This window comes from Micromonospora sp. AP08 (assembly GCF_008085935.1).
GTDB lineage: Bacteria > Actinomycetota > Actinomycetes > Mycobacteriales > Micromonosporaceae > Micromonospora > Micromonospora chersina.
On the sequence record NZ_VSEZ01000026.1, the window covers coordinates 31,513 to 58,405 of the forward strand.

The window sequence follows — 26,893 nt, forward strand, 5'->3', positions numbered from 1 at the left end:
CGACGTACCGCGTGAGCTAAGGACAACCCCGATGCAGAACGACTTTCCCTCCACCGACGACGGCATCGAACCCATCGCGATCGTCGGGCTCGCCGCCCGCCTGCCCGGCGCGGCCGACGTCGACGAGTTCTGGCAGAACCTGATCGACGGCGTCGAGTCGGTGACCGAGCTGACCCGCGAGGAGCAGCTCGCCCGTGGCGCCACCCCCGAGGAGGTCGACGACCCGAGCTGGGTGAGCCGGGCCCCGCTGGTCGACGGCTACGACGAGTTCGACGCCGGCCTGTTCGGGATGACCGCCCGCGAGGCCGAGATCACCGATCCGCAGCACCGCCTCTTCCTGGAGAGCTGCTACACCGCGCTCCAGGACGCCGGCTACGACCCGGCCCGCTACGACGGCGCGGTCGGCGTCTACGCCGGCACCGGCGGCAACACGTACCTGCACCGCAACGTGCTGCGCAACAAGCGGGTCGGCGGCAGCCCGCACGGCGCGGTCTCCCTGGCCACCGGCAACTCGCCGAACTACGTGACCACCAACGTCTCCTACCGGCTCGACCTGCGCGGGCCCAGCCTCACCGTGCACACCGCCTGCTCCACCTCGCTGGTGGCGTTCCACCTGGCCTGCGAGGCGCTGCGCAACGGCGAGTGCGACATGGCCCTGGCCGGTGGCGTGAACATCGAGCTGCCGCACGTCGGCTACCTCGGCATGGACGGCTTCACCTCGCCGGACGGGCGGTGCCGCCCGTTCGACGCCGGCGCCAACGGCACGGTCTGGGGCAGCGGCGTCGGGGTGACCCTGCTCAAGCGCCTCTCCGACGCGATCGCCGACGGCGACGCCATCCGCGCCGTGGTGCTCGGCAACGCCATCAACAACGACGGCGCCGGCAAGGTCGGCTTCACCGCCCCCAGCATCGACGGGCAGATGGAGGCGGTCGCCCAGGCGGTCGGCCTGGCCGGCGTCGACCCGCGCACCATCAGCTACGTCGAGGCGCACGGCACGGGCACGGCGCTGGGCGACCCCATCGAGGTCGCCGCCCTCTCCGCGGTGTACACGAAGGACACCGACGACCGGGGCTGGTGCGGCATCGGCTCGGTGAAGTCCAACATCGGCCACCTCAGCCAGCCCTCCGGCATCGTCAGCGTGATCAAGACGGTGCTCGCCATGGAGCACGGCCTCATCCCGCCGACCGTCAACTACGAGACCGCGAACCCGGCCATCGACTTCGCCGACACCCCGTTCTACGTGGCGAACACGCTGACCAAGTGGGACACCGACGGCGGGCCGCGGCGGGCCGGGGTCAGCTCGTTCGGCATCGGCGGCACCAACGCGCACGTGGTGCTGGAGGAGGCGCCGGCGGCGTACCGGACCGAGCGGCGGGTCCGCCCGGCGCACCTGCTCCAGGTCTCGGCGAAGACCCCGACCGCCCTGGACGCCGCGGTCAAGCGGCTGGCCGACCACCTGGAAAATGGCAGCGGAGGCGGCGCCGCACTGTGTGGCGCCGCCGGAGGCGGCGCGGGACTGCTCGCCGACGTCGCGCACACCCTCCGGGTCGGCCGCCAGCAGTACGCGCACCGCGCCGCCGTGGTCGCCACCGACCTGCCGACGGTCGCGGCCGCCCTGCGGGACAGGCGCAAGGGGCACCGGGGCGCCGTCGACGGTCCCGCCCCGCGGGTGGCCTTCCTGTTCAGCGGCCAGGGCTCCCAGTACGCCGGCATGGGCGCCGAGCTCTACGCCGAGGACCCGGCCTTCGCGGCCACCGTGGACGAGTGCGCCGAACTGCTCCGCCCCGAGCTGGGCCTGGACATCCGGGACCTGATCCTCGGCCGCGACCCGGAGGCGGGGGAGAAGCTCACCCAGACCCGCTACACCCAGCCCGCCCTGTTCACCGTCGAGTACGCCCTCGCCACCGCCTGGCAGCGCGCCGGGGTCGCCCCGGCCGCGATGCTCGGCCACTCCATCGGCGAGTACGTCGCCGCCACCGTGGCCGGCGTGCTCACGCTCCCCGACGCGCTGCGGGTGGTCGCCGCCCGGGGCCGGCTCATGCACTCACTGCCGGCCGGCTCGATGCTCGCCGTGACGCTGGACGAGTCGGCCGTCGCCGACCGGCTGCCCGCCGGGCTCTCGGTGGCCACCGTCAACGGCCCGGGCACCTGCGTGGTGGCCGGCGAGACCGCGCTGGTCGAGGAGTTCGCGGCGAGCCTGGGCGGCAAGAACAAGTCCAAGCTGCTGCGCACCTCGCACGCCTTCCACTCGCCGATGATGGACCCGATCCTCGACGAGTTCACCGCGCTGATGGCGAGCGTGCCGCTGCGCCCGCCGGCCGTGCCGTTCCTGTCCAACGTGACCGGCACCTGGATCACCGAGGCGGAGGCCACCGACCCGGCGTACTGGGCCGCGCACCTGCGCCGGCCGGTCCGCTTCGGCGCCTGCGTGGCCACGCTGCTCGCCGAGGGCACCTGGGCGCTCGTCGAGTGCGGCCCGGGCCGCCAGCTCGCCAACCTGGCCCGGATGCAGGTCGCCAAGGCGTCCGAGGCGCAGCGGAAGCTGACCCCGCTGGGCAGCCTGCCCGGCCCGGGCGAACCGGCCGGCGACCTGGCCACCCTGCTCGGCAGCGCCGGGGCGCTCTGGTGCGCCGGGGTGCCGGTCACCCTGGCCGTCGACCCCGACGCCCGGCGGGTGCCGCTGCCCACGTACCCCTTCGAACGGCGCCGCTACTGGGTCGAGCCGGACCCGGTGGAGCAGGCGGCGGCGCCGGTCGAGACCGGGCCCCGGCCGCTGCCGGAGTGGTTCGCGGTGCCGGTGTGGCGGCAGGCCGCCCCGGCGCGGACCGTCGTCCCGCTGGGCCGGTGCCTGGTGCTGGCCGACGGCCCGCGCGGCGAGGCGCTCGTCGCCGCGCTGCGGGCCGCCGGCGACGACCCGGTCGAGGTACGCGCCGGCACCGCCTTCGCCGCCACCGGCGCCGGCTTCCGCCTGCGCCCCGGTGTCCGCGAGGACCACGAGGCCCTGGTCGCCGCGCTCGGCGCCGACCTGCCCCGCCGGATCGTGCACGCGTACGCCCTCGACGGGGAGCCGGCCGGCACGGACATCGCCGCCGCCTGGGCCGCCCAGGACCGGGGTTTCTTCAGCGCGCTGCACCTGGTGCAGGCGCTCGCCGGCGCCGGGCTGACCGCCGACGAGGAGGGCATCCGCCTCGACCTGGTCACCGCCGGCACCGGCGACGTCCGCGGCGACGACCTGGTCCGGCCGGAGCACGCCACCCTGGCCGGCCTGGCCCGGGTGCTCCCGGTCGAGCTGCCCGGGCTCACCGTCCGGTTGGTCGACGCGGACGCCGCGGCGCGCGGGGTCGCCGCGCTCGCAGCCGAGCTGCGCGCCCCGGTCGACCCGGAGCACCCGGAGGTGGCGCTGCGCCGCGACCGGCGCTGGGTGGCCGGCTACGAGCAGGTCACCGTGGACGCCGAGGGCGAGCCGGGCGTGCTGCGCGAGGCGGGCCGCTACCTGATCACCGGCGGTCTCGGCGGCATCGGCGTCACCCTGGCCGAGGACTTCGCCCGCCGGGCCCGCGCCAAGCTGGTGCTGCTGGCCCGCTCCGGCCTGCCCGAGCGGGACGGCTGGGACGAGCACCTGGCGGTGCACGGCGGCGCGGACCGGGCCGGTCGGGCCATCGCGGCGATCCGCCGGATGGAGGCGGCCGGTGCCGAGGTGCTGGTGCTCGCCGCCGACGTCACCGACCCGGACGACCTCCGCCGCGTACGCGAGGCGGCGGTCTCCCGGTTCGGCGGGCTGGACGGCATCGTGCACGCCGCCGGCCTGCCCGGCGGCGGCATGGCGGAGATCAAGGAGCGGGCCGAGGCCGAGCGGGTGCTGGCCCCGAAGCTCGCCGGCACCCTCGCCCTGGCCCAGGTCTTCGGCGACCTGCCGCTGGACTTCGTGGCCCTCTGCTCCTCGATCACCGCGGTGATCGGCGGCTTCGGCCAGGTCGACTACTGCGCGGCGAACAACTTCCTGGACGCCTGGGCGCGCTCCGGCGCCGGCTTCCGCGCCCCCGTGGTGTCGCAGAACTGGGGCGGCTGGGCCGAGGTCGGCATGGCCGTGGAGACCAACGCGCCGGCCGCCTTCCGGGCCGCCGGGCGGGACGCCGTCACCAGCCCGGTGGATCACCCGGTGCTCACCACGAAGGTGGCCGGCCCGGAGGGCACCGTGCTGCACGGCCTGGTCTCCGCCGCCACCCACTGGCTGCTCGACGAGCACCGGATCGGCGGGGTGCCGGTGGTGCCGGGCACCGCCCACCTGGAGTCGGTGCGGGCCGCGGTGACCGCCGCGCTGCCCGCGCCCGGGCCGGACGCCGCCGTGGAGCTGCGCGACGTGGTCTTCCTGGAGCCGTTCTCGGTGCCGGACGGCACGGTCGCCCAGTACCGGGTCGAGCTGACCCCGGCCGAGGACGGGGTGGACTTCACGGTGGCCAGCCTGGCCGCCGGTCAGCTCCGCACCCACGTGCGCGGCGCCGCGGGCTGGACCACCGAGGCCGCCCCGCCGGCCGGCACGGCCGCCGTCGCGGGGCGCCGGGTCGACGACGACGCCTCGTTCGGCCGGGGCCGCACCAGCATGCTCACCTTCGGGCCGCGCTGGGCCGCGCTGGCCGAGCACCACCTGGCGGACGGGGAGGAGCTGGCCCGGGTCGAGGCGCCCGCCGCCGCGCTCGGCGACCTGCCGTCGTGGGGGCTGCACCCGGCGCTGCTGGACGTGGCCACCGCGTTCGGCCGCGGCCAGGGCTCCGGCACCTACCTGCCGCTGTCGTACGGCCGGATCGTGGTGCGGGGGTCGCTGCCGGCGAGCTTCCACAGCCACCTGCGGCACCGGCCCAGCGCCACCGAGGAGGTCGTGGCGGCCGACCTGTCGCTGCGCGACACCGACGGCCGGGAACTGGTCGCCATCAGCGACTTCGTGCTGCGCAAGGTGGACCAGGGCGCGGTCACCGGCGGCCTGGCCGACACCCCGGCCGCCGCCGAGGCCGCGCCGGCGCCGGTCACCGAGGACATCCGGCCGGTCGACGGGGCGGAGGCGTTCCGGCGCAGCCTCACCGCCGGCCTGGGCGCGCAGGTGGTCATCACCACCCGCACCGTCGCCGACATCCGGCGGCGCTCGGCCCGGGTGACCACGGACAGCCTGGAGGCGGAGACCGACGCCCCGGCCGCCGCGGCGACCGGCGCGGGCGGCGGCTCGGCCGCCCCCTCCACCGAGCTGGAGAAGACCATCGCCCAGGTGTGGCGCGACGGCCTCGGCGTGACCGAGGTCGGCGTGGACGACGACTTCTTCGCCCTTGGCGGCAACTCGCTGGTCGCGGTGCAGCTGATCGCCGCGATGCGCAAGGCCACCGGGGTGCGGCTGCCCATGCGCAGCCTCTTCGAGACCCCCACGGTCGCCGGGCTGGCCGCCCGGATCGAGGAGCTGCGGGCCGACCAGCCCACCGACGAACCGGCCGCGCCGGCGGCGATCCCGGCCATCCCGCGGCTGCCCCGCGCCTGACCACGAAGAACAGGAGACACCGCATCATGAGCGACACGATCGCCACGCTTCCGGTGGTCGTCGAGAACGACGGCCGGGCGCTGACCGACCTCATCGGGGTCCGGCGCGCCGAACTGCGCGCCACCCTCGTCGAGCACGGCGGGCTGCTGTTCCGCGGCTTCGACGTCGGCGGGGTGGACGGCTTCGACGGGGTGGTCCGCGCCCTGTCCGGCGAACCGCTGACCTACACCGAGCGTTCCTCGCCCCGGCACTCCATCAAGGGCCGGGTGTACACCTCGACCGACTACCCGCCGGACGAGGAGATCTTCCTGCACAACGAGAACTCGTACCAGGCGCGCTGGCCGCTGACCCTGTTCTTCTACTGCATCACGGCGCCGGAGACCCAGGGCGCCACCCCGCTGGCCGACGTCCGCCGGGTGTACGAGCTGATCGACCCGGCGGTGCGCGAGGAGTTCGTCCGCCGGCGCTGGATGCTGGTGCGCAACTTCCACGGCGACTTCGGCACCCGCTGGCAGGAGGTGTTCAACACCGAGAACCGGGCCGAGGTCGAGGCGTACGCGGCGGCCAACGGGATCACCGTGGAGTGGGTCGGCAAGGACGGCCTGCGCACCCGGGCAGTGCGGGACGTGGTGCACCACCGGCCCGGCTCGGACACCCCGCGCTGGTTCAACCACGCCACCTTCTTCCACGTGAGCACCCTGCCGGCGGACTACCAGGACGGGCTGCTGGCCATGTTCGGCGCCGACGGGCTGCCGTCGAACACCTACTACGGCGACGGCGGCGAGATCCCCGCCGACGTCATGGATCACCTGCGCGCCGCCTACCGGGCGGCCACGGTCCGCTTCGACTACCAGCGTGACGACGTGCTGGTGGTGGACAACATGACCGCCGCGCACGGCCGGGAGCCGTTCACCGGCCCCCGCAAGATCGCCGTGGCGATGGCCGAGCCGCACACCCCCGACACCCCTGGAGCGAACTGAGATGGCCGAACCCCGATTCCTGGTCGTCCGCAACGACGAGGAGCAGTACTCGATCTGGTCGGCCGACCGGGACCTCCCCGCGGGCTGGCACGACACCGGCTTCGCCGGCACCCGCGAGGAGTGCCTGGCCCACATCGACACGGTCTGGACCGACATGCGTCCCCGCTCCGTACGCGAGGCCAGTCAGTGAGCGCGAGGAGTGCAGCGAAGCGGAGCCCCGCAGTCGCGAACGGAAGGCGGCAACCATGAGCCAGGAGTGGACCTTCCCGGCCTCCTTCGCCCAGGAGCGGGTGTGGATGGCCAACCAGCTCGACGCCGGCTCGCCGGTGTTCAACGTGTCCATCCCGTGGCGCTTCCCGGCCGGCGTCGACGCCGACACGGCCACCGACGTGGTCAACCGGGTGGTGGCCCGGCACGAGGCGCTCCGCACCCACCTGCGGGAGGACGAGGGCGCGCTGGTGCAGGTGGTCCGCGCCCACGAGCCGGTCCCGTTGCCCACCACCGACCTGCGCCACCTGCCCGAGTCCGAGCGGCTGGCCGCGTTCGAGGAGATCCGGGCCGAGCTGGCCCGCACCCCGATCCCGCTGGACACGCCGCCGCTGTGGCGGGCCCGGCTGGTCCGCATCGACGACGCCTGGGCGCTGGTCTTCGTGGTGCACCACGCCGTCTTCGACAGCCTCTCGGCGGTGCTGTTCCACGCCGAACTCGCCGCGTTCTGCGCGGCCGCGCAGGCCGGCCCGGAGCCCGCCGTGCCCGAGCTGCCCATCCAGTACGCCGACTTCGCGGTCTGGCAGCGCGACCAGCTCGCCGGGGCGGAACTGGACCGGCAGCTCGCCTTCTGGACCGGGCACCTGGCCGGCGCGCCGCCGGTGACGAACCTGCCGCTGGACCGGCCCCGCCCCGCGCAGCTCGGCTTCGCCGGTGACGAGGTGCGCTTCGACCTGCCGGACGGGCTGCTGGACCGGATCGGCCGGCTGGCCGCCGGCGCCGCGGCCACGCCGTACATGGTGCTGCTGGCCGGCTTCGCGGCGCTGCTGTCGCGGATCTCCGGCGACACCGACGTGGTGGTCGGCGTCTCCACGGCGGGCCGCGACACCCCCGAGCTGGCCCCGCTCATCGGCATGTTCGTCAACCCGGTGGCGCTGCGCTGCGACGTCTCCGGCGACCCGTCCTTCGCCGCGCTGCTCGGCCGCGTCCGGGACGGCCTGGTCGACGCCATGGAACACGGGCAGACCCCGTTCCAGAAGATCGTCGAGGCGGTCGACCCGCAGCGCGACCCGTCGGTGCAGCCGATCTTCCAGACCGCCCTGAACTACATCCCGGACTCCGGCCTCGACCCGGTCGAGCTGGGCACCACGAAGGACGACCTGGCCTTCGACATCACGGCGGGAAAGTGCCGGCTGGTCTACCGGACCGCGCTGTTCGACCGGGCCACCGCCGAGACGGTGGTGCGGCGGTACGTCGCGCTGCTCACCGCCGCCGTGGCCGACCCGGAGCGCACCGTCGCCGCGCTGCCGCTGCTCACCGACGCCGAGCGGGACCTGGTGCTGGGCGCCTGGAACGACACCGCGCACGAGGTGCCGGCGGCCACCGTGGTCGACGAGGTGCAGCGGCAGGCCGCGGCCACCCCGGACGCCACGGCGCTGGTCTGCGACGGCGTGCCGCTGACGTACGCCGAGCTGAACACCGCCGCGAACCGGCTGGCCCGGCTGCTGGTGTCCCGCGGCGCCGGCCCGGAGACCCGGGTCGCGCTCGCCCTGCCCCGCTCCTGCGAGCTGGTGGTGGCGATGCTCGCCGTGCTGAAGTCCGGCGCCGCGTACGTGCCGGTGGACACCGGCTACCCGGCCGGGCGGATCACCTACCTGCTGGAGGACGCCGCGCCGGCCCTGGTGGTGGCCACCCCGGACACCGCCGCCCTGGTGCCCGGCGACGCGCTGGTGCTCGACGGGGAACTCGGCGCGGACCAGCCCGACGGCGACCTGACCGACGCCGACCGGCGGAGCCCGCTGCGCCCCGAGCACCCGGCGTACGTGCTCTACACGTCCGGCTCCACCGGCCGCCCGAAGGGTGTGGTGGTGGAGCACCGGGCGGTGACCGCCTACCTGGCCTGGGCCCGGCACACCTACCCGGGGCTGGCCGGCGTCGCGCTGCTGCACTCGCCGGTCTCCTTCGACCTCACCGTCACCGGCCTGCTCGGCACCCTCACCGCCGGCGGCACCGTCCGGCTCGCCGCCATCGACGAGCCGGCCGCCCGGGCCGGTGGCCGGCCGGCCTTCCTCAAGGTCACCCCGAGCCACCTGCCCCTGCTCGACGCCGAGCTGTCGCCCACCGCCGACCTCGTGATCGGCGGCGAGGCGCTGACCGGCGAGCAGCTCGCCGGCTGGCGGGCCGCCCACCCCGACGTCGCGGTGGTCAACGAGTACGGCCCGACCGAGGCCGCCGTGGGCTGCGTCGCCGCCCGGATCGCCCCGGGCGAGCCCGTCCCGCCGGGGCCGGTGCCGATCGGCACGCCCACCTGGAACACCCGGGCGCTGCTGCTCGACGCCGCCCTCCAGCCGGTGCCGCCGGGCGTGGTCGGCGAGCTGTACGTCACCGGCGCGCAGCTCGCCCGCGGCTACCACCGCCGTCCCGGCCTCACCGCCGAGCGCTTCCTGCCCTGCCCGTACGGCCCGCCCGGCGCGCGGATGTACGCCACCGGCGACCTGGCCCGCTGGCGGCCCGACGGCAGCCTGGACTACCTGGGCCGCCGGGACGACCAGGTCAAGGTGCGCGGCATGCGGATCGAGCTGGGCGAGATCGAGGCGGCCCTGCTGGCCCACCCGGACGTCCGGGCGGCCGCCGCGGCGGTGCGCACCGACGGCGCCGAGCCGACCCTGGTCGGCTACCTGGTCGGCCCCGCCCACGAGGACTCGGTCCGCGCCGAACTGGCCCGGGAGCTGCCCGCGCACCTGGTGCCGGCGGCCCTGGTCCGGCTCGACGCGCTGCCGCTGACGCCGAACGGCAAGCTGGACCGGGCCGCGCTGCCCGCACCGGCCGCCGCCGCACCGGCCGAGGACGCCTACGTGGCGCCGCGCACCGAGGCCGAGTCCCTGGTCGCCGAGGTGTACGCCGAGATCCTCCAGGTGGAGAAGGTCGGCGCCCTGGACGACTTCTTCACCCTCGGCGGCAACTCGCTGCGCGGCATGCGGGCCATGGCCCGGATCCGCGCCGAGGTGGACGTCGACCTGCCCATGCGGGCGCTGTTCAGCAGCCCCGTGGTCGCGGACCTGGCCGCCCAGATCGAGCAGCGGATCGCCGCGGAACTCGACGGGCTCTCCGACAGCGAGGTCGCCGCGCTGCTCGCGGCGGAAGAGGAAAGCAGCTGATGACCGACCTGAAGGACCCGGCCCGCGAGGCGGCCCGGCAGGCGCTGATCGCCAAGCGGTTGCGCGCCCGCCAGGCCGCCCCCGCGGCCCGGATCACCCCCCGGCCCGCCGGCGCCGAGGTGCCGCTGTCGTATGCCCAGGAGCGGGTCTGGTTCATGGACCAGCTCGCCCCGGGCGAGGCGGCGTACCACATCGCGGTGCCGCTGCGGGTGCGCGGCCCGCTCGACGTCGAGGCGCTGCGCGCGGCCCTGGCCGCGCTCAGCGCCCGGCACGAGTCGCAGCGCACCCGTTTCCCGGCCGACGCCGACGGCCGCCCCACCGTGGTGGTGGAGGAGTCCGTCGAGGTGCCGCTGACCATCGTGGACGCGCCGGACGAGGCGGGCGCGCAGGCGCTCGTGGACGCGGCCGCCGCCGAACCGTTCGACCTGGCCGACGGGCCGCTGCTGCGGTCCCTGCTGATCCGGCTGTCCGCCTGCGACGATAATCCGGCCTCCGCGCCGCAAGACGGCACTCCGGACCGGATGAACGTCGACGACCACATCCTCTTCCTCGGCCAGCACCACATCGTCGGCGACGGCTGGTCGGTGGACGTGCTGCTGCGCGACCTCATCACCCTCTACCGGGGCGGCGAGCCGCCCGCCCTGCCCATCCAGTACGGCGACTTCGCCGTCTGGGAGGCCGCGGAGCTGGACGGCCCGCAGGCCCGGGCGCACGTCGACTACTGGAAGCAGCGCCTCGCCGGCATCACCCCCCTCGAACTCCCGCTGGACCGGCCCCGCCCGGCCACCCAGACCTACCGGGGCGACTTCGTCGAGTTCCAGCTCGACCCGGCGGAGACCGAGGCGCTCAACGCGCTCACCCGGGCCACCGGCGGCACCCTGTTCATGACGCTGCTCGCCGCGTACCAGGTGCTGCTGGCCCGGCACGCCGGCCAGGACGACTTCGCCGTCGGCGCCTCGGTGGCCGGCCGGTCCGCGCCGGAGCTGGAGAACGTCGTCGGCATGTTCATCAACATGCTGCCGCTGCGCGCCGAGCTTGCCGGCGACCCCACCTTCGCCGAGCTGCTGGAACGCACCCGGCGCAGCGTGCTGGACGGCTTCGAGCACGCCGAGGTGCCGTTCGCCAAGGTGGTGCACGAGCTGGGGCTGCCCCGCGACGTGAGCCGCTCCCCGGTGTTCCAGACCATGTTCGTGCTCCAGAACTACGAGATGGGCCGGTTCCGCGCGGTGTCCCGCAGCGACGAGGTCAGCTTCGAGTGGACCCCCATGGAGCTGCGGGCCACCCGGTTCGACTTCGAGCTGCACGCCGTGGAGACCGTCGACGGGCTCTGGGGCAAGCTGGTCTTCAACACCGACCTGTTCACCCGCGACACCGTCCAGCGGATGGCCCGGCGGTGGACCACCCTGCTGGCCGCCGTCGTGGCCGCGCCGGACACCCCGGTCTCCCGGCTGGACGTGCTCCCCGCCGACGAGCGGGCGCTGCTGGGCGGGTGGAACGACACGGCCGGGGACTTCCCGCGCGACCAGACGCTGCACGGCCCCATCGAGGAGCGCGCCGCCGCCACCCCGGACGCCGTGGCCGTCACCATCGACGGACGCAGCCTCACGTACGCCGAGCTGAACGTCGCGGCCAACCGGATCGCGCACCGGCTGCGCGCCGCCGGCGTCGGTCCGGAGACCCTCGTCGGTGTCTGCGCGGAACGCTCGGTCGAGCTGGTCGCCGGCCTGCTCGGCGTGCTCAAGGCCGGCGGCGCCTACCTGCCGCTGGACCCGGAGTACCCGGCGGACCGGCTCGCCTTCATGGTCACCGACGCGGACGCGCCCGTGGTGCTGGTCCAGGAGCACCTGCGTGACGTGCTGCCGGCCACCGCCGCCACCGTGCTCGCCCTCGACGACGCCACCGTCTGGGCCGACCAGCCGGCCACCGACCCGGCGCCCACCGCCGGCCCGGAACACCTGGCGTACGTCATCTACACCTCCGGCTCGACGGGCCGGCCCAAGGGCGTGCCGAACACCCACCGGGGCATCGTGAACCGGCTCGACTGGATGCAGAAGACGTACGGCCTCGGCGCCGACGACGCGGTGCTCCAGAAGACCCCGGCCAGCTTCGACGTGTCGGTCTGGGAGTTCTTCTGGCCGCTGCGCACCGGCGCCCGGCTGGTGCTCGCGAAGCCCGGCGGCCACAAGGACGCCGGCTACCTGCGCGACCTGCTGGTCGCCGAGCGGATCACCACGGCCCACTTCGTGCCGTCCATGCTCACCGTGTTCCTCGCCGAGGAGGGCGTGGAGGCGGCCACCGCGCTGCGCCGGGTGATCTGCTCCGGCGAGGAGCTGCCGCTGGCCTCCGCGGTCGACTTCACGGCCCGGCTGCCCTGGTGCGGCCTGCACAACCTGTACGGCCCCACCGAGGCGGCCATCGACGTCACGGCCTGGCACTGCGACCCGGCCCGGCTGGCCGAGGTGACCGGCGTGCCGATCGGCGCGCCCATCGCCAACCTGCGGCTGCACGTGCTCGACCCGGCCGGCGCGCAGTGCCCGGTCGGCGTCGCCGGGGAACTGCACATCGGCGGCGTCGGCCTGGCCCGCGGCTACCACCGCCGGCCGGCGCTCACCGCCGACAAGTTCGTGCCCGACGCCTTCTCCGGCGAGCCGGGCGCCCGGCTCTACCGCACCGGTGACCTGGCCCGCTGGGTCGTCGCGCCGGACGGGACCGGGGTCATCGAGTTCCTCGGCCGGATCGACCACCAGGTCAAGCTGCGCGGCCTGCGCATCGAGCTGGGCGAGATCGAGAGCGCGCTGCGCGAGCAGCCCGGGGTCATCGAGACTGCGGTGATCGTCCGCGAGGACAGCCCCGGCGACAAGCGGCTCACCGCGTACCTGGTCGGTCCGGCCGAGCACGCGGCGCTGAAGGCCGCGCTCAAGGAGACCCTGCCGGAATACATGGTGCCGGCCGCGTTCGTCACCCTCGACGCGCTGCCGCTGACCCCGAACGGCAAGCTCGACCGCAGGGCGCTGCCCGCGCCGGTGGTCACCCGCGAGGCGTCGGTGGCGCTGGTCGAGCCGCGCGACGACACCGAACGGGCCCTCGCCGCCATCTGGTCCGAGGTGCTCGGCGTCGACACGCTCGGCATCGACGACGACTTCTTCGACCTGGGCGGGCACTCCATGCTCGCCACCCAGGTGGTCGCGAAGATCCGCAAGGCGGAGCTGGGCGGCCGGGCCGTCGGCGTCATGGACCTGTTCCAGCAGCGGACCATCCGCGAGCTGGCCGCGTACATCTCCGGCGACGCCGCCGAGGCCGGTCCGCGCCGGCTGCTCTACGAGCTGACCAAGCCGATCCCCGCCGCCCAGCGCGTGCTCAGCTACGTCTGCGTCCCGTACGGCGGCGGCAGCGCCATCGTCTACCAGCCCCTCGCCGACGCCCTGCCGGCCGGGCACGCGCTGTGGTCCCTCGCCATCCCCGGCCACGACGTCGGCCTCAGCGAGGACGCGCTGCCCTTCGACGAGCTGACCACCCGGGTGGCCGACGAGATCCTGGAACGGGTCGAGGGCCCGCTGGCCCTCTACGGCCACTGCGGCGTGGGCAGCGCCATCGTCACCGAGGTGGCCCGCAAGGTCGAGGCGGCCGGGCGGGACCTCGACGCCGTCTACATCGGCGCGATGTTCCCGTTCGCCCGCCCCAAGGGCTTCTTCGCGGCCGCCCGCAACCGGCTCGAACAGCTGCGCAGCAACAAGCACTACGCCAGCTGGCTCAAGTCGATGGGCGTGGACACCGACGAGCTGGACCCGGAGCAGGCCGACCGGATCATCAGCAACATGCGGGCCGACTCCCGCGCCTCGGAGGAGTACTTCACCCGGCTGCTCGACCAGCGGGCCACGAAGCTGCGCGCACCGATCATCTCCGTGGTCGGCTCCGAGGACCCGGTCACCGACTACTACCGCGAGCGGTACGCCGAGTGGCAGTTCCTCAGCGACACCCTCGGGCTGGTCGTCCTCGACCAGGCCGGGCACTTCTTCCTGAAGTACCGCGCCGAGGAACTGGCCGAGACCGTCACCCGGGTGCACCCGGCGGTGGTCGCCGGGGACGTCGCGGACCTCGGCCCGCAGGCCCGGGGCGAGGACGCCGGCTGGGCGGTGCTCGACCGGTTCCAGGTCGGCGCCGGGGAGCGGCCGGCCGCCCCGACGGTCAAGCCCAGCATGGCCCGCTTCCTGGCGATCACCGTGGGGCAGCTCGTCTCCAGCACCGGGTCGGCGCTGACCGCGTTCGCCCTGCCGATCTGGCTGTTCAACCGCACCGGGTCGGTGGCCGACCTCGGCCTGCTCTGGGCGCTCGCGCTCATCTGCGGCGTGCTGATGCTCCCGGTGGCCGGCGCCATCGTGGACCGGGTCAGCCGGCGCCGGATCATGATGCTGGCCAGTTCCGTCGCCGGCTCCATCCAGCTGGTCCTCGCCACCCTGCTGTGGACCGACAACCTGGTGCTCTGGCACATCTACCTGCTGGTGGCGCTCAGTTCGGTCGCCGGGTCGTTCCAGCGGATCGCGTTCCAGTCGGCGGTGCCGCAGCTCGTGCCGAAGCGCTACCTCGGCCACGCCATGGGCATCACGCAGCTCTCCACCGGTGTGGCCACCCTGCTCATGCCGGTCTTCGCGGCCGGCCTGCTCGCCGCCATCGAGCTGAAGGGCATCCTGCTCATCGACGTGGCCAGCTACGTCGTGGCGGTGCTCACCCTGGCCGTGGTCCGCTTCCCCGACCTGCTCGGCTGGCGGCCCCGGGAACGGCTGCTGGTGGCCATCGCCAACGGCCTGCGCTACTCCTGGCAGCACCGCGGCTTCCGGCTGATGCTCGGCTACTTCGCGCTGGGCAACATCTTCCTCGCCCCCGCGCTGGTGCTCGCCACCCCGCTGGTGCTCTCCTTCGGCAGCCCGACCCAGGTGGCCCAGGTGGCGCTGGCCGAGGCGATCGGCGCGGTCGCCGGCGGCGTGCTCATGTCGCTCTGGGGCGGCCCGCGCAAGCGGCGGATGATCGCCGTGCTCATCGGCAACCTCGGCACCGCGGTCGGCTGCGTGCTCATCGGCCTGGACGCCTCGCTGGCGATGATCTGCGTGGGCTTCTGCTGGCTGGCCATGGCCATGACCACCGCGCAGTCGATCTACGCGACCATCGTCCAGGTCAAGGTGCCGCAGCGCTTCCACGGCCGGGTGTTCAGCCTCAACCAGACCATCGCCTGGTCCACGCTGCCCATCGGGTTCGCGCTGCTCGCGCCGGGCGCCACCGCCCTGTTCGAGCCGATGCTCGCCCCGGGCGGGGCGCTGGCCGGTTCGGTGGGCGCGGTGATCGGCACCGGGCCGGGCCGCGGCATCGGCTTCGCGTACGTCTGCTTCGGGGTGATCCTGATCCTGATCACCCTCGGCGGCTTCGCGATCCGGCTGCTGCGCCGCTTCGACCTGGAGGTCGAGGACTCCCTGCCCGACGACCTGATCGGCGCGCAGGAGCGGGAACGGCGGCTCGCCGCGAAGCGCGAGGCGGCCGCCGAACCGGAGACGGTGGCCGTCTAGGCCGACGGGGGCCTCCGGCGGCAACCGGAGGCCCCCGCGCTCACCACTGCTCCGGCGGGTCCGCCACCTCGTCCTCGGGCAGTTCCGCCGGCTCGGCCACCCAGGCCGAGTAGACCGGCAGCCCGTGCCACGGCCCACCCGCCTCGTCGGTGGCCACCGCCACCACCGCGTACGGGTGCCCGAACCGCAGGTCCGCGACGCGGGCGACCCCCTCCGGCGGCAACGCGGCCCGCACGGCGAACGCGGTCACCGCGGCGGCCTCGAAGCCGTACCGCCCGAACCGGGCCACCGCCGACTGCACCGCCTCGTACGGCGGCTCCGCCAGCCCGAGCAGCGCGCCCAGCGCCCGCGCCGCCCCGTCGAAGCCGAACCCGGCCGGGGTCAGGTCGTGCCGGCTCTCCGCCGACCAGCAGGGCAGCACCGCCCCGGCCCGCTCCTCCCGGCCGTCCGCGGCGAACGTCCGGGTCGGCTCCTCCCGCAGCGTCCACAGCGGCGTCTCACCCAGCGGCAGGTCGAACAGCGAACGCCGGCCCGGCTCGACCCCGTCCGGAGCCGTGGCGGCCGCCGCGGCCACCTCCTGGGCTGCGGCCAACACGTCCGCGGCCGGCACGTCCGGCGCGGCGGCCACCGACACCACCAGCATCCCGGCCCCGCCGTCCGCCGGCCGGGCCGGCGCGGCGTGCACGGCCACGTCGCCGGCCCGCTCGGTGGCCGCCACCCAGCAGCGGTGCCCCCACGGCGGGGTCCGCAGCACCCGCCGCAGCCGGCCCGCCCACGCGCTGCCGGCCCCCAGTTCGGCGGCCGGCGCCACCTGGAACGGGTCCGCCCACGACACCCGCGTGGCCAGGGCGCTGGCCAGGATGAGCAGGGTGTCCGGGGTGACGGCGAGCGGGAACCGCTCGATCAGGCCGCCGGTGCGCTCCCGGGCCCAGGCGTCCAGCGTCGCCTGGTCGGGCAGCGGGCCGCGCTCGGTGCGGTCGGGCAGGCCGGCCCGCCAGGCGGCCAGCTCCTCGAACGGGGTCCGCTCCCACAGGGCGGTGGCCGCGGCGACGAGCGGGTGCGGCTCGGCGAGCAGCGCGCGGGCCGCCGCGGCGGCGTCGTCCGCGTCGGTGCCGAGCGCCTCCGTGAGGGTGGCCCGAGCCTCGCCGGTGGCGGCCGGGCCGGTCAGCGCGAGCAGCAGCCAGGCGCCCAGCGGCGAGGCGACGTGGTGGGCGTCGCCGGCGGCGCGGTGCAGCCGCTCGGCGTAGTGGGCCAGGGGTGCGTGGAGAGGATTCACCGCTCCACTGTGCCGGTCGGCGTCGCGTCCGGCACGCCGGTCACGACCACAACTCGAACGGTTCGTCGATCTCCTCGCCGGCCAGGAACGCCGGCAGCAGCTCCGGCAGCCGCCCCGGGTAGCAGCGCGGCCGGTCGGCGACCACGTCCGCCACCGGCCACCAGCGGAACCCGAAGTAGTCCTCCACCTCGTAGTCCAGCCGGTCCGCCTCGTCCACGTCCGGGCCCGGGCCGGGCAGCCGCACCGTCACCACCACCTCGTCCTGGAGGTGCCGCCGCTGCCGGTGCCGGAAACTGGCCCGCCGCCGCCAGGTCGGCGCGCCCACCTGGGCCGGCGCGACCACGATGCCGGTCTCCTCGCGCAGCTCCCGCACCGCCGCCTCCAGGTAGGTCTCCCCGGGGTCGAGCCCGCCGCCGGGCAGCTCCCACCAGGTGCCCAGCACGGGATGGTCCGGGTCGCGGGTGTGGAACAGCAGCACCCGGTCGGCGGCGTCCAGCACCACCAGCCGGACGGCCGTTCGCTCGAACAGGGGCAGGTCGCGGGGTAGCTCCGGATCCACGGCACTCCTCCCGACGGGGCGGCGACGACCGGCCGGCCCCGCGAGGACGGCTCGCAGCTCTTCGGCGAGGTGCCCGGCGCCTACCACGAGGCCCGTCCAGGCTATCCGCCCGAGATCATCGCGGCGATCCGGGCATACCACGGCGGGACGCCCGACACCCCGGTCGAGGTGGGCGCCGGCGCGCGCGTCAGACGGCGCCGCTGTCGGTGTGGGCCGGGGCCGTGTGCGCCTGGACCTGGCGGCCGAAGGTGACGGCCTCGCGGACGAGCCGGGGCGCCTTCTCGGCGAGCTGCGGATCCGGGCGTGCTCCCAGCGCGTCGTTGACGGTGGAGAACGCCAGCCGGAACGCGATCAGGGTGGTCGCCTCGAAGATCTCCTGGTCACCGAGACCCGCGTCGCGCAGGCGCTCCACGTGGGCCTCGGTCGCGGCATTCGGATCCCGGACGACCTGACGGGACCAGGCGGCCAGCGCGTTCTCCCGCTCGGACAGGTCACCGTCGACGCCGCGCAGCACCTGTGCCGCGGTCGCCTCGTCACTGAGGTCGGCCAGCCGGGCACCCCAGGCCAGCGCGCAGTAGGCGTCGCCGCGGGCCGCGGCGGTGGCGGCGACCAGCACGGCCACCTCCCGCGGCGACAGGCCCGATCCGGCCAGGAGGTCGGCACGCAGGGCCTGGAAGGACGCCAGCACATCCGGACGCCAGCACCAGACCCGGGTGAGGTTGTTGACGTAGCCGTCGGAGGTGAGGTCGCCCTCGTAGGCGGCAGTCACCGCCGGGCTCCGCGGCGGATCGGCGAGGAACGCGGCCGGAGGGTTCATGGCGCCACTGTGCGGCACCCGGCGACCGTCCGAAGACCGATAGACGACAGCTCGGGTGTCGCCTTGTTTCTCCTCGCTGTCGGCCGGGACCCGGATGTCCTCCCGGCGTCACCCTTCGGGGTCGTGCAGCGATGTCGGGGACAGCAGCGGCTGGAGCAGCGCGTCGTCCGTGATCGCCGGCGACCTCCGGGCCACCCCCGCGAGGAGGTCGGCGACCTGGACCCGCGGATCGTCGCGCGAGTCGACCATCACGAGCCCGGCCAGGGGCGACACGCCGGCCGGCAACGCCCCGACCGTGTCGGCCGCCGGTGGTGTGCCGTGGTCGGCCAGCGCCCGCTGGAGGCGGGTCAACCGGTCGGCCGTGAGCGCGCTCTGCTCGTCGTGGACCACCAGCACCTGCCGCTGTCCGCCGCTCCACGACAGGACCGTCTCCGCCAGCGCCGGCAGCAGCGGTTCCAACGGTGGCGGGATCGACCGGTCGTCGTGGTCGAGCCTGGTCACCACGGACCACACGCGGGTCGGGCTGAGCCCGTCGAGGACGGCTGCGGCCGCGCTGCCCAGGCCGGTGCGTGCCAGCGCGTCCCGGGCCTCGAAGAACCGTTGCACGGTCCGGTGATCCGGATGCCGGCGTTTGGTCCGGACCAGGTCGACGAAGGCCGCCAGGAAGGCGCCCCAGTCGCTGCCGGCCGAGCGCCCGGCCCGGTACAGGGCGAGAGCGGCCGGACGGTGATCCTGCGCCAGGCGGGTGCCGGCCGCGTACGACGGCTCGGCCAGCAGCAGGTCGACGATCCGGGTGACGAGGAAGAACTCCTTGTCGACCAGGTGGACGGACGCGCGGCCCCGCAGCGCCCCCAGGAACCACTCCAGCGCCTCGGCCGCGCCCGTGCCGCGGAGGAACTGCCCGGACTTGAGCTCGTGCGGTGCGAACCGGAACCCGGAGCGCAGCGCGGTGATCAGCCCGACGGCCTCGTCCACGCCCAGGTCGACGCTGGCGTGCGTGATCACGGGGGCGGCTGAACGGAGCAGATTGGTGCCCGAGAATCCCGACTCGTCACAGGCGATCTCCACCACGGCGCCGGCCACCGCGTCGATCGGCGGGAGCCCGCCCTGAAGCGGCGTCCTCACACCGGATCCCCCACCATGCCGACCATGGTCACCCGTGCGCCACCGTCGGACAACCCAATTGGGCGCCGCCGCGGTCCCCGCCTCGCGCCCGGCCGGGGCCGGGATTAGGCTGCCCGCCGTGGCAGGTCTGTTGAGGAACGTGGCGTCCCGGCTCGGCCGGATCGCCGGGGGCGCGGCGGCGCCGACCCGTACCGCCCGGCCGATTCCGGCCCAGGTCGCCCGGCGCCGTCAGGTCACCGCGTTGCAGCGGCGCGAGCTGGCGTACGCGCCGGAGCTGGACGGGCAGGCCGACCCCGGGGAGATCGTCTGGACCTGGGTGCCGTACGAGGACGACCCCCGCCAGGGCAAGGACCGTCCGGTGCTGGTGGTGGGCCGGCAGAGTCGCACGCTGTTCGGGCTGATGCTGTCCAGCCAGAGCGACCGTGACGGCCAGCGGCACTGGCTGGCGCTGGGCCCGGGGGAGTGGGACCGGGACCAGCGGCCGAGCTGGGTCCGCCTGGACCGGGTGCTCACCATGCGCGAGGACAGCATCCGCCGCGAGGGCGCGGTGCTGGACCGGCGCCGGTTCGACCGGGTGGGCCAGGCGCTGCGGGCGGGCTACGGCTGGCGCTGACCGGGCCGACCGCCGGGTCGCGTGGCGCGACGCCGGTCGCCGGCCGGGCCGACCGCCGGCCGGGCCGACCGCCGGCCGGCTCAGCACTCGGCGACGAGTTGGCGGGCCGCGCGGGCCGCGCCGACGGTCTTCGCCTGGTACATGGCCGCGTCGGCCCGGCTCAGCGCGTCGGTGAGCTGGGTCGGGCCGTGCACCGGGGCGAGCCCGACCGAGGCGGTCACCCGGATGCTGCGGGCGCCCAGCGGGATCGGCGCGGCGAGCGCCTCGCAGAGCCGGCGGGTGGCGTGCTCGATCCAGCGCCGGTCCACCGTCGGGCTGACCAGCAGGCCGGCGAACTCGTCGCCGCCCAGCCGGGCGACGAGGTTGTCCCCGGCGAACGCGGCCAGCCGCTGCGCTACGCTGACCAGCACCTGGTCGCCCGCGGCGTGCCCGTAGCGGTCGTTGACCTGCTTGAAGTCGTCGAGGTCCAGCACGATGGCCACGAGCGGCTTGCCGGCGGCGTCGGTGAGCAGGGTGGCGGCCAGCCGGAAGAAGGCGCGCCGGTTGGGCAGCCCGGTGAGCGGGTCGTGGCTGGCGGCGTGCCGCTCGGCCGCCAGTTCGGCCTGGAGCAGCTCGATCTCGGCCTCGGCGCGGACGGCCCGGCGGCGCAGTTGCCAGGCGGAGACCAGGGCGCCGACCGCGGAGATGCCGGAGGCGACGGTCATCGGATCCGGCACGCGCCCTCCCTCACCGCAGTCCACGGGCCGCGCCGGACGGCGCCGGCCGGGATGTTCGCCCTGCTCGCAACCGGATCCGGGTAACCGAGCGTGAACGTCCGGGTACACCGCACTGTTGCAGTATCATGCTCGCTGTCCATTGCAGATGCAATAGCAGATGCACGTGCATCTCCGTCTACAGTCGACAGCACCCCGTCGCCACCCACCGCCTCTTCCCGCGGCATCGGCTGGCTCTTCCCGTGAAGGACGCCCCCATGCAGCAGCCGTCGAACGGCGTACCCACCAGTGACCTGCCGCCGGTGCGGTGGCTCAAGAGCCGGCGCAGCAACCCGAGCGGCAACTGCGTCGAGCTGGCCGAGCTTCCCGACGGCGGTGGCATCGCGGTACGCAACTCCCGGCACCCGGAGGGCCCGGCGCTCATCTACACGGTCGACGAGATCGCCGCATTCGTGCTGGGCGCCCGCGACGGCGACTTCGACCACCTGATCGCCCGGTCGCCGTCCCGCTGACGGGACCGAATCCTCCGTCCGGGGGAGTTCACCTCACTGTCGGTCCATGACATGCTTACTCCTCGGCCGGGCTGGGGCGTCCGGTCAGGACAGTCGGCATGCGAAGGACGGCCAGGTGACGACGGTGCCCGTCGAGGGAGGCCCGACCAGCGGTCCCACCGTGCTGCGCATGCTGCTCGGGGCGCAGCTGCGCCGGCTCCGGGAGGGCGCTGGGGTGAGCCGGGAGAGCGCCGGCTGGGAGATCCGCTCCTCCGAATCCAAGATCAGCCGGATGGAGCTCGGCCGGGTCGGTTTCAAGGAACGCGACGTCGCGGACCTGCTCACCCTCTACGGCGTCACCGCGCCCGACGAGCGGGCCGCGCTGCTCACGCTCGCCCGCGACGCGAACAGCCCCGGCTGGTGGCACCGCTACGGTGACGTGCTGCCCGGCTGGTTCCAGTCCTACCTGGGGCTCGAGGCGGCCGCCGCGCTGATCCGCACGTACGAGGTGCAGTTCGTCCCGGGCCTGCTCCAGACCCCCGCGTACGCCCGGGCGGTGATCCTGCTGGGCCACCGAGGCGCCCCGCCGGCGGAGGTCGAGCGGCGGGTGAGCCTGCGGATGGAACGCCAGGAGCTGCTGCGCCGCAGCGACCCGCCGCAGCTCTGGGCGGTGCTCGACGAGGCCGCCCTGCGCCGGCCCGTGGGTGGCCCCGAGGTGATGCGCGGCCAGTTGGACGCGCTGATCGAGGCGAGCGCCGCGCCGCACGTCCGGCTCCAGATCGTCCCGTTCGACGCCGGCGGGCACGCCGCCGCGGGTGGCGCCTTCAGCATTCTGCGCTTCGGCGACCAGGACCTGCCGGACATCGTCTACATCGAGCAGTTGACCAGTGCGGTCTACCTCGACCGGCGCGACGACCTCGACCACTACGCGGGGGCCATGGACCGGCTCTGCGGTGAGGCCGCGCCGCCGGAGCGCACGCCCGAGCTGCTGGCCCGGATCCGGGACGAGCTCTACCCCGCCTGACCGTTTCCCGTTGACTCCCGCCGATCGGCGGAGTAGCTTCTGAATCGATACAGCACTGAATCGATCCAGAAGGGCAGACCGGTGGCGAAGCCGACCCTGCAGGACGTCGCGAACGCGGTGGGCGTGTCCCGCAGCACCGTCTCCAACGCCTACAGCCGGCCGGACCAGCTCTCCGCCGCGCTGCGGGCGAAGATCCTCGACGCCGCGCGCCGCCTCGGCTACCCGGGCCCCGACCCGACCGCCCGCTCGCTGCGCCGCGGCTTCGTGGGCGCGATCGGCGTCCTGTTCACCTCCGACCTCTCCTACGCGTTCACCGACCCGTTCGCGGTGCGCTTCCTGGCCGGCGTCGGCCAGGCCGCCGAGCGGCACGGCACCAGCCTGCTGCTGGTGCCGCTGACCGGCGACCGCGACCGGGCCCGGGCCGCCGTCGACAACGCCGCGGTCGACGGCTTCTGCGTCTACTGCGTCGGCGACGAGGAGCACGTGCTCGCCGCGATCCGCGACCGCGGGCTGCCCCTCGTCACCACCGCACCCGGCGCCGCCGGCCCGGCCGACCGCTTCGTCGGCATCGACGAGCGGGCCGCCGCCCGGTCCGTCGCCGCGCACGTCGCCGGCCTCGGGCACCGGCGGGTGGCCCTGCTCGGCGACACCGTGCTGCCCGACGCGCCACCCGGCCCGCTGCGGCTGGACGATCCCGGCGAGGCGCCCCACCCCACGACCCGCGACCGGCTCGCCGGCTTCGCCGACGCGTTCGCCGCCGTCGGCGTCCCGTGGTCGGGCATCACCGTGCTCAACGCCACCGGCAACAGCCGGGCGGCCGCCGCCGCGGCCGTCGCACCGGCGCTGGCCGGCGACGACCCGCCCACGGCCGTGCTGGCCTGCTCCGACGTGCTGGCGCTCGGAGTGCTCGACGCGGCGGGCCCGGATTCCGGCCTCTCGGTCACCGGCTTCGACGACGTGGCCGAGGCCGCCGCCGCGGGGCTGACCACCGTCCGGCAGCCGGCCGAGGAAAAGGGCCGGCTCGCCGCCGCACTGCTGCTGGAGCCGCCGGCCGACCCGGCCGACGGCCAGCTCCTGCTCCCCACCGAACTTGTCGTCCGGACCTCCACCGGTCCCGTCCCCAGGAGTTGACCATGGAACACTCCACCGGCTTCGTCCTCGCCGTCGACGCCGTGACCCGGCACGTGAACTCCGCCCGCCCCGACGCCCCGGTCCGCCCCGACCGGCCCCGGCAGCCGCGGCTGGCACCCACCCGGCTGGCCGCCGCGGCGGCGCTGCGCCGCCTCGCCGACCGGATGGAGCCGCGCCCCGCCCGGGTGCCCACCTGCCAGTCCTGACCCCGGCCGGCGGCCCGTCCGGGTGGCCGGCGCCACCCGGACGGCACCCCATTCGACCCGGAACAGCCCGATCGGCGCGGAACCCGGCACCGGGTTGGTGGGGCGCCCCACCGGCCAGGCACACTGGACCACCATGTCGCCGTTCATGCCCTCGCTCCGGCTGCACGATCGGTACGTCCTGCGCGAGCGCATCGGGCTCGGCGGGATGTCCGAGGTGTGGCGCGCCGACGACGAGGTCCTGCACCGCCCCGTCGCGGTCAAGGCCCTCGCCACGCAGCTCGCCGCCGACCCGCAGCTGCGCGCCACCATCCAGCGCGAGGCCCGCGCGGCGGCGCGGCTCACCCACCCGCACGTGACCCAGGTGTACGACTACGGCGAGGCCACCCTGCCCGACGGCTCGGTGGCGCCCTACCTCGTCATGGAGCTGGTCGAGGGGCGCACCCTCGCCGACCGGCTGACCGGCGGGCCGCTCGCCTGGCCGGAGGCCGTCCGGCTGGCCGGGCAGATCGCCGCCGCCCTCGCCGCCGCGCACCGGATCGGCGTGGTGCACCGCGACATCAAGCCCGGCAACGTGATGCTCACCGAGACCGGGGCGAAGGTGCTCGACTTCGGCATCGCCACGCTGGCCGGTCCGCGCCACCCCCTCGCGGGGCAGACCGGTGAGCTGCTCATGGGCACCCCGGCCTACTTCGCGCCGGAGCGGATGACCCCCGGCCCGGCCAACCCGGCCAGCGACGTGTACGCCCTCGGCGCCCTGCTCTACCGCACCCTCACCGGGCGCGCCCCGCTGCCCGTGCAGACCTGGGACGACGTGCTCGACGTCCAGGCCCACCGGCCCCCGGTGCCGCCGCTGCGCGTCCCCGGGCTGCCCGCCGACATCGCCGACCTCACCATGGCCTGCCTGGCCATGGACCCGGCGCGGCGGCCCACCGCCGCCCAGCTCGCCACCCGGCTCGGCGCCGGCCAACCGGCCGACCCGCCGACCGCGATCCTGCCCACGGTGTCCCGCCCCGAACACCCGCCGACGCTGATCGAGCGGGCTCCCCGCCCGGTCCCACCACCGCCCGCGGGGCCGGCCACCCGGTCGAACCGCCTCATCGGGGCGCTCGTCGCCGCCGGGGTGGTGCTGCTGCTCGCCCTGGTCGGCACGCTGCTGCTCGGCGACAACCCCGACAACCCGGCGGCCACCGGGCCGGTCGCCGGCCCGTCCACCGGCACGGCGCCGGCCGAGGAACCGGCCCCGTCGACGCCGTCCGAGCCGGCCACCTCCGGCCCGGCCAGCACCCTGCCGGCGCCCGTCACCCTGCGCCAGCTCGCCGCGCAGTTCGCCGACGTGGTCGACCAGGCCGCGGCGGACGGGCGCATCGACCGCAAGACCGCGAACGACCTGCGCGAGAAGGCCGCCGAGCTGGACCGCGGCAAGCCCAGGGACCGCGCCAAGCGGGTCGAGGACCTGCGCGAGCGGATCGGCGACCTGGCCGACGACGGCAAGCTCGACGAGGCCACCGCCGGCGCCCTCAAGGACCTGCTCGACGCGTACGCGGGGCTGCGCGGGGGCGGCCGCGACGAGGGCTGAGCCCGCCGGCTCAGGCCAGCCGCACCGGGTCGCCCGTCCGGACCACCCCCGGGGGTCCGACGTCGGCTGCCCCCTCAGTGGAGGGTCGCCGTGACGACCTCCCCGACGGCCGTCCCGGCCCGGACGACCGCGAGCCCGGCCGGCGACCAGACGCCGGAACCGCCGGCCGCCCGCGCGTAGCCACCGCCGGTGGCCCCCGCGAAGCTCGCCACCGCCACCCACACCCCGTGGGCGATGGCGATCCGGCGCGCGCGTTCCTCGGGGACCGCCGCGTCGTCGTCCGACTCCAGCACACCGGCCAGGTAGGCGTCCGCGCCCCGGGCCACGGTCGCCCCGGCGTGCGCCGGGACGCCGGTGTCCCGGCAGACCGCGAGGCCCAGCCGCCAACCGTCCACCTCGAGCACCGCCGGCTCCGGGCCGGGCCGGAAGTGCCGCGGCTCCGCGCCACCCAGCCACATCTTCCGGTACGCGACCCGCGCGCCGTCCCCGTCCACCGCGAGGACCGCGATGTGCCGCCCGGCCACCGGCGCGCCCGCCAGCGCCAGCGCACCGGTGTCGGCGCAGGCGGCCACCAGCGGGGCGAGCCGGGCGTCGGCGGGGGCCAGCGGCGTGGCGTCCAGTTCGTACCCGGTGAGCGACAGCTCGGGGAAGACCACCACCCGCGCCCCGGCGGCCCGGACCGCGGCGGCGTGCCGCTCGGCGTTGCCGGCGACGTCGTGCGAGCGGCACAGCGGCTGGGCGACCGCGAGACGCAGGGGCGTATGCATGCCCGCAGGGTAGTGCGCCCCGGTTTCCGTGGTCGCCGGCCGGGTCGCCTCGTAACCTTGTCGGATGATCGGAAACGCACAGCTCCTCGTCGGTCCCCGCGTCGCGGCCCCACGAGCCGCGGAACCGGCCGGCGAAGGCCCCGTCGGCTGGGTCACCGGCCTGGTCGAACGGCTCGGCGGCCCGGGCGCCGGTCTCGCGGTCGCCCTGGAGAACCTCTTCCCGCCCATCCCCAGCGAGGTGATCCTGCCACTGGCCGGGTTCGCCGCCAGCCAGGGGCGGATGAGCCTGGCCGGGGCGATCGCGTGGACCACCCTCGGGTCGGTGCTGGGCGCGCTGGCCCTCTACTACGTCGGCGCGGCCCTCGGCCGGGACCGGATGCGCGCCCTCGCGGGCCGGTTGCCGCTGGTCAAGCTGGCGGACGTCGACCGCACCGAGGCGTGGTTCCTCCGGCACGGCGTCAAGGCCGTGTTCTTCGGCGGATGATTCCGATCTTCCGCAGTCTCATCTCCATCCCGGCCGGAGTGGAACGGATGCCCGTACCGGTCTTCCTGCTCTACACCTCGCTGGGCAGCCTCATCTGGAACAGCGCCTTCGTGCTCGCCGGCTACCTGCTCGGCGAGAACTGGCACGTCGTCGAGTCGTACGTCGGGACGCTCCAGAACGTGGTCATCGTGGTCTGCGTGGGCGCGGTCGGCTGGTTCGTGGTGAGCCGCGTACGCCGCGCGCGTTCCGCCCCGGCCGAGCCGCCCCGCGGCACCCTGTACCGCGGCGGCTGGTGGGTCCCCGAGGAGTCCGACGACCATTGACCCGCCCCACCCAGCCTGAACCCTGAGGTGAATGTCCCGTTTCGGGCCCCCACCTCGGGCCTGAGTGGAACGCCATGGCTGTCTCCGGCGCCGGGATACGCCCATGGCGTTCCACCGACGGGTGTCAACCTGGGCCGGATGTCCGGTTCGCCGGTGGTCGGCGGCACTCTGGCGGCGGAATGGCCGACGGGTGGGCGTCGTTGTATCCCCGTGAACGACCGAGGAGGATGGCCCGCCGACGCGGGTGTCCCGGGCCCGGAATGATGGTGGGCCGGCGGTCGTTGTACATGGTCCCGGCGCGACGAAGAGGCTCCGCCCCGCACGCCGGATGATCCCCCCAAGACTTTCTTTGAGCGCCTGACGGTGC

17 protein-coding genes and 1 pseudogene are annotated in these 26,893 nt (G+C 75.2%); 12 read left to right on the plus strand and 6 right to left on the minus strand.

Annotation, left to right across the window (positions count from 1 at the left end; all coding sequences use genetic code 11):
* Nucleotides 1–31 precede the first annotated feature (31 nt).
* Genes FXF50_RS27820 through FXF50_RS27840 form a run of 5 tightly spaced genes read left to right on the plus strand, consistent with a single transcriptional unit; the run spans nt 32 to nt 15,421 of the window.
* On the plus strand, nt 32–5,521 hold the full coding sequence (locus FXF50_RS27820) for a type I polyketide synthase (RefSeq protein ID WP_148431892.1): 5,490 nt from the start codon (nt 32–34) through the stop codon (nt 5,519–5,521).
* A gap of 26 nt (nt 5,522–5,547) precedes the next feature.
* Nucleotides 5,548–6,501 (plus strand): TauD/TfdA family dioxygenase, encoded by a 954-nt coding sequence (locus FXF50_RS27825; RefSeq protein WP_148431893.1) that lies wholly within the window; start codon nt 5,548–5,550, stop codon nt 6,499–6,501.
* Between the two features lies 1 nt (nt 6,502).
* On the plus strand, nt 6,503–6,691 hold the full coding sequence (locus tag FXF50_RS27830; RefSeq protein WP_148431894.1) for an MbtH family NRPS accessory protein: 189 nt from the start codon (nt 6,503–6,505) through the stop codon (nt 6,689–6,691).
* 55 nt (nt 6,692–6,746) lie between these two features.
* Entirely contained in the window at nt 6,747–9,866 is a 3,120-nt protein-coding gene (locus FXF50_RS27835; RefSeq protein WP_148431895.1) for a non-ribosomal peptide synthetase, read from the plus strand.
* Nucleotides 9,866–15,421 carry a non-ribosomal peptide synthetase/MFS transporter gene (locus FXF50_RS27840; RefSeq protein ID WP_148431896.1) on the plus strand — a complete coding sequence of 1,852 codons (5,556 nt, stop codon included), beginning with the start codon at nt 9,866–9,868 and terminating at the stop codon, nt 15,419–15,421. The genes FXF50_RS27835 and FXF50_RS27840 overlap by 1 nt, the downstream gene beginning before the upstream one ends.
* Before the next feature lie 40 nt (nt 15,422–15,461).
* On the opposite strand, the gene FXF50_RS27845 is transcribed toward FXF50_RS27840, so the two are convergent.
* The 4 genes from FXF50_RS27845 to FXF50_RS27860 all read right to left on the minus strand — a co-directional run bounded on the left by FXF50_RS27845 (nt 15,462) and on the right by FXF50_RS27860 (nt 19,198).
* The gene (locus FXF50_RS27845) at nt 15,462–16,697 is read right to left on the minus strand and encodes a hypothetical protein (protein WP_148431897.1); all 1,236 of its coding nucleotides are present in this window, start codon (nt 16,695–16,697) and stop codon (nt 15,462–15,464) included.
* A 40-nt stretch (nt 16,698–16,737) separates the two neighbouring features.
* Nucleotides 16,738–17,256 (minus strand): NUDIX hydrolase, encoded by a 519-nt coding sequence (locus tag FXF50_RS27850; protein WP_148431898.1) that lies wholly within the window; start codon nt 17,254–17,256, stop codon nt 16,738–16,740.
* 187 nt (nt 17,257–17,443) lie between these two features.
* Nucleotides 17,444–18,073, minus strand: a complete 630-nt coding sequence (locus FXF50_RS27855; RefSeq protein WP_148431899.1) for a carboxymuconolactone decarboxylase family protein — start codon at nt 18,071–18,073, stop codon at nt 17,444–17,446.
* Nucleotides 18,074–18,181: 108 nt separating this feature from the next.
* Nucleotides 18,182–19,198 carry a hypothetical protein gene (locus FXF50_RS27860; protein ID WP_148431900.1) on the minus strand — a complete coding sequence of 339 codons (1,017 nt, stop codon included), beginning with the start codon at nt 19,196–19,198 and terminating at the stop codon, nt 18,182–18,184.
* Nucleotides 19,199–19,316: 118 nt separating this feature from the next.
* Here FXF50_RS27860 and FXF50_RS27865 point away from each other — a divergent pair, with 118 nt between their 5' ends.
* Nucleotides 19,317–19,811: a type II toxin-antitoxin system PemK/MazF family toxin gene (locus FXF50_RS27865; protein ID WP_091309209.1), complete on the plus strand. Its 495-nt coding sequence runs from the start codon at nt 19,317–19,319 to the stop codon at nt 19,809–19,811.
* 80 nt (nt 19,812–19,891) lie between these two features.
* On the opposite strand, the gene FXF50_RS27870 is transcribed toward FXF50_RS27865, so the two are convergent.
* Nucleotides 19,892–20,527 (minus strand): GGDEF domain-containing protein, encoded by a 636-nt coding sequence (locus FXF50_RS27870; protein WP_148431901.1) that lies wholly within the window; start codon nt 20,525–20,527, stop codon nt 19,892–19,894.
* A 254-nt stretch (nt 20,528–20,781) separates the two neighbouring features.
* Here FXF50_RS27870 and FXF50_RS27875 point away from each other — a divergent pair, with 254 nt between their 5' ends.
* From FXF50_RS27875 to FXF50_RS27895, 5 genes are all read left to right on the plus strand, one after another.
* The gene (locus FXF50_RS27875; protein WP_148431902.1) at nt 20,782–21,036 is read left to right on the plus strand and encodes a DUF397 domain-containing protein; all 255 of its coding nucleotides are present in this window, start codon (nt 20,782–20,784) and stop codon (nt 21,034–21,036) included.
* A gap of 115 nt (nt 21,037–21,151) precedes the next feature.
* Entirely contained in the window at nt 21,152–22,039 is an 888-nt protein-coding gene (locus FXF50_RS27880; RefSeq protein WP_148431903.1) for a helix-turn-helix transcriptional regulator, read from the plus strand.
* Between the two features lie 81 nt (nt 22,040–22,120).
* A complete protein-coding gene (locus tag FXF50_RS27885) occupies nt 22,121–23,170 on the plus strand; it encodes a LacI family DNA-binding transcriptional regulator (RefSeq protein ID WP_148431904.1) in 1,050 nt (349 codons plus the stop codon).
* Nucleotides 23,171–23,172: 2 nt separating this feature from the next.
* The gene (locus FXF50_RS27890; RefSeq protein ID WP_107079831.1) at nt 23,173–23,376 is read left to right on the plus strand and encodes a hypothetical protein; all 204 of its coding nucleotides are present in this window, start codon (nt 23,173–23,175) and stop codon (nt 23,374–23,376) included.
* A 133-nt stretch (nt 23,377–23,509) separates the two neighbouring features.
* Nucleotides 23,510–24,952, plus strand: coding sequence for a protein kinase (locus tag FXF50_RS27895; protein WP_148431905.1), 1,443 nt, complete (start codon nt 23,510–23,512; stop codon nt 24,950–24,952).
* Between the two features lie 74 nt (nt 24,953–25,026).
* Here the strand turns inward: FXF50_RS27895 and FXF50_RS27900 are convergent, their stop codons facing one another.
* Nucleotides 25,027–25,719, minus strand: coding sequence for a carbon-nitrogen hydrolase family protein (locus FXF50_RS27900; protein WP_148431906.1), 693 nt, complete (start codon nt 25,717–25,719; stop codon nt 25,027–25,029).
* Nucleotides 25,720–25,783: 64 nt separating this feature from the next.
* Here FXF50_RS27900 and FXF50_RS27905 point away from each other — a divergent pair.
* Nucleotides 25,784–26,526 (plus strand): annotated as a pseudogene (locus tag FXF50_RS27905) (DedA family protein).
* Nucleotides 26,527–26,893: the final 367 nt, after the last annotated feature.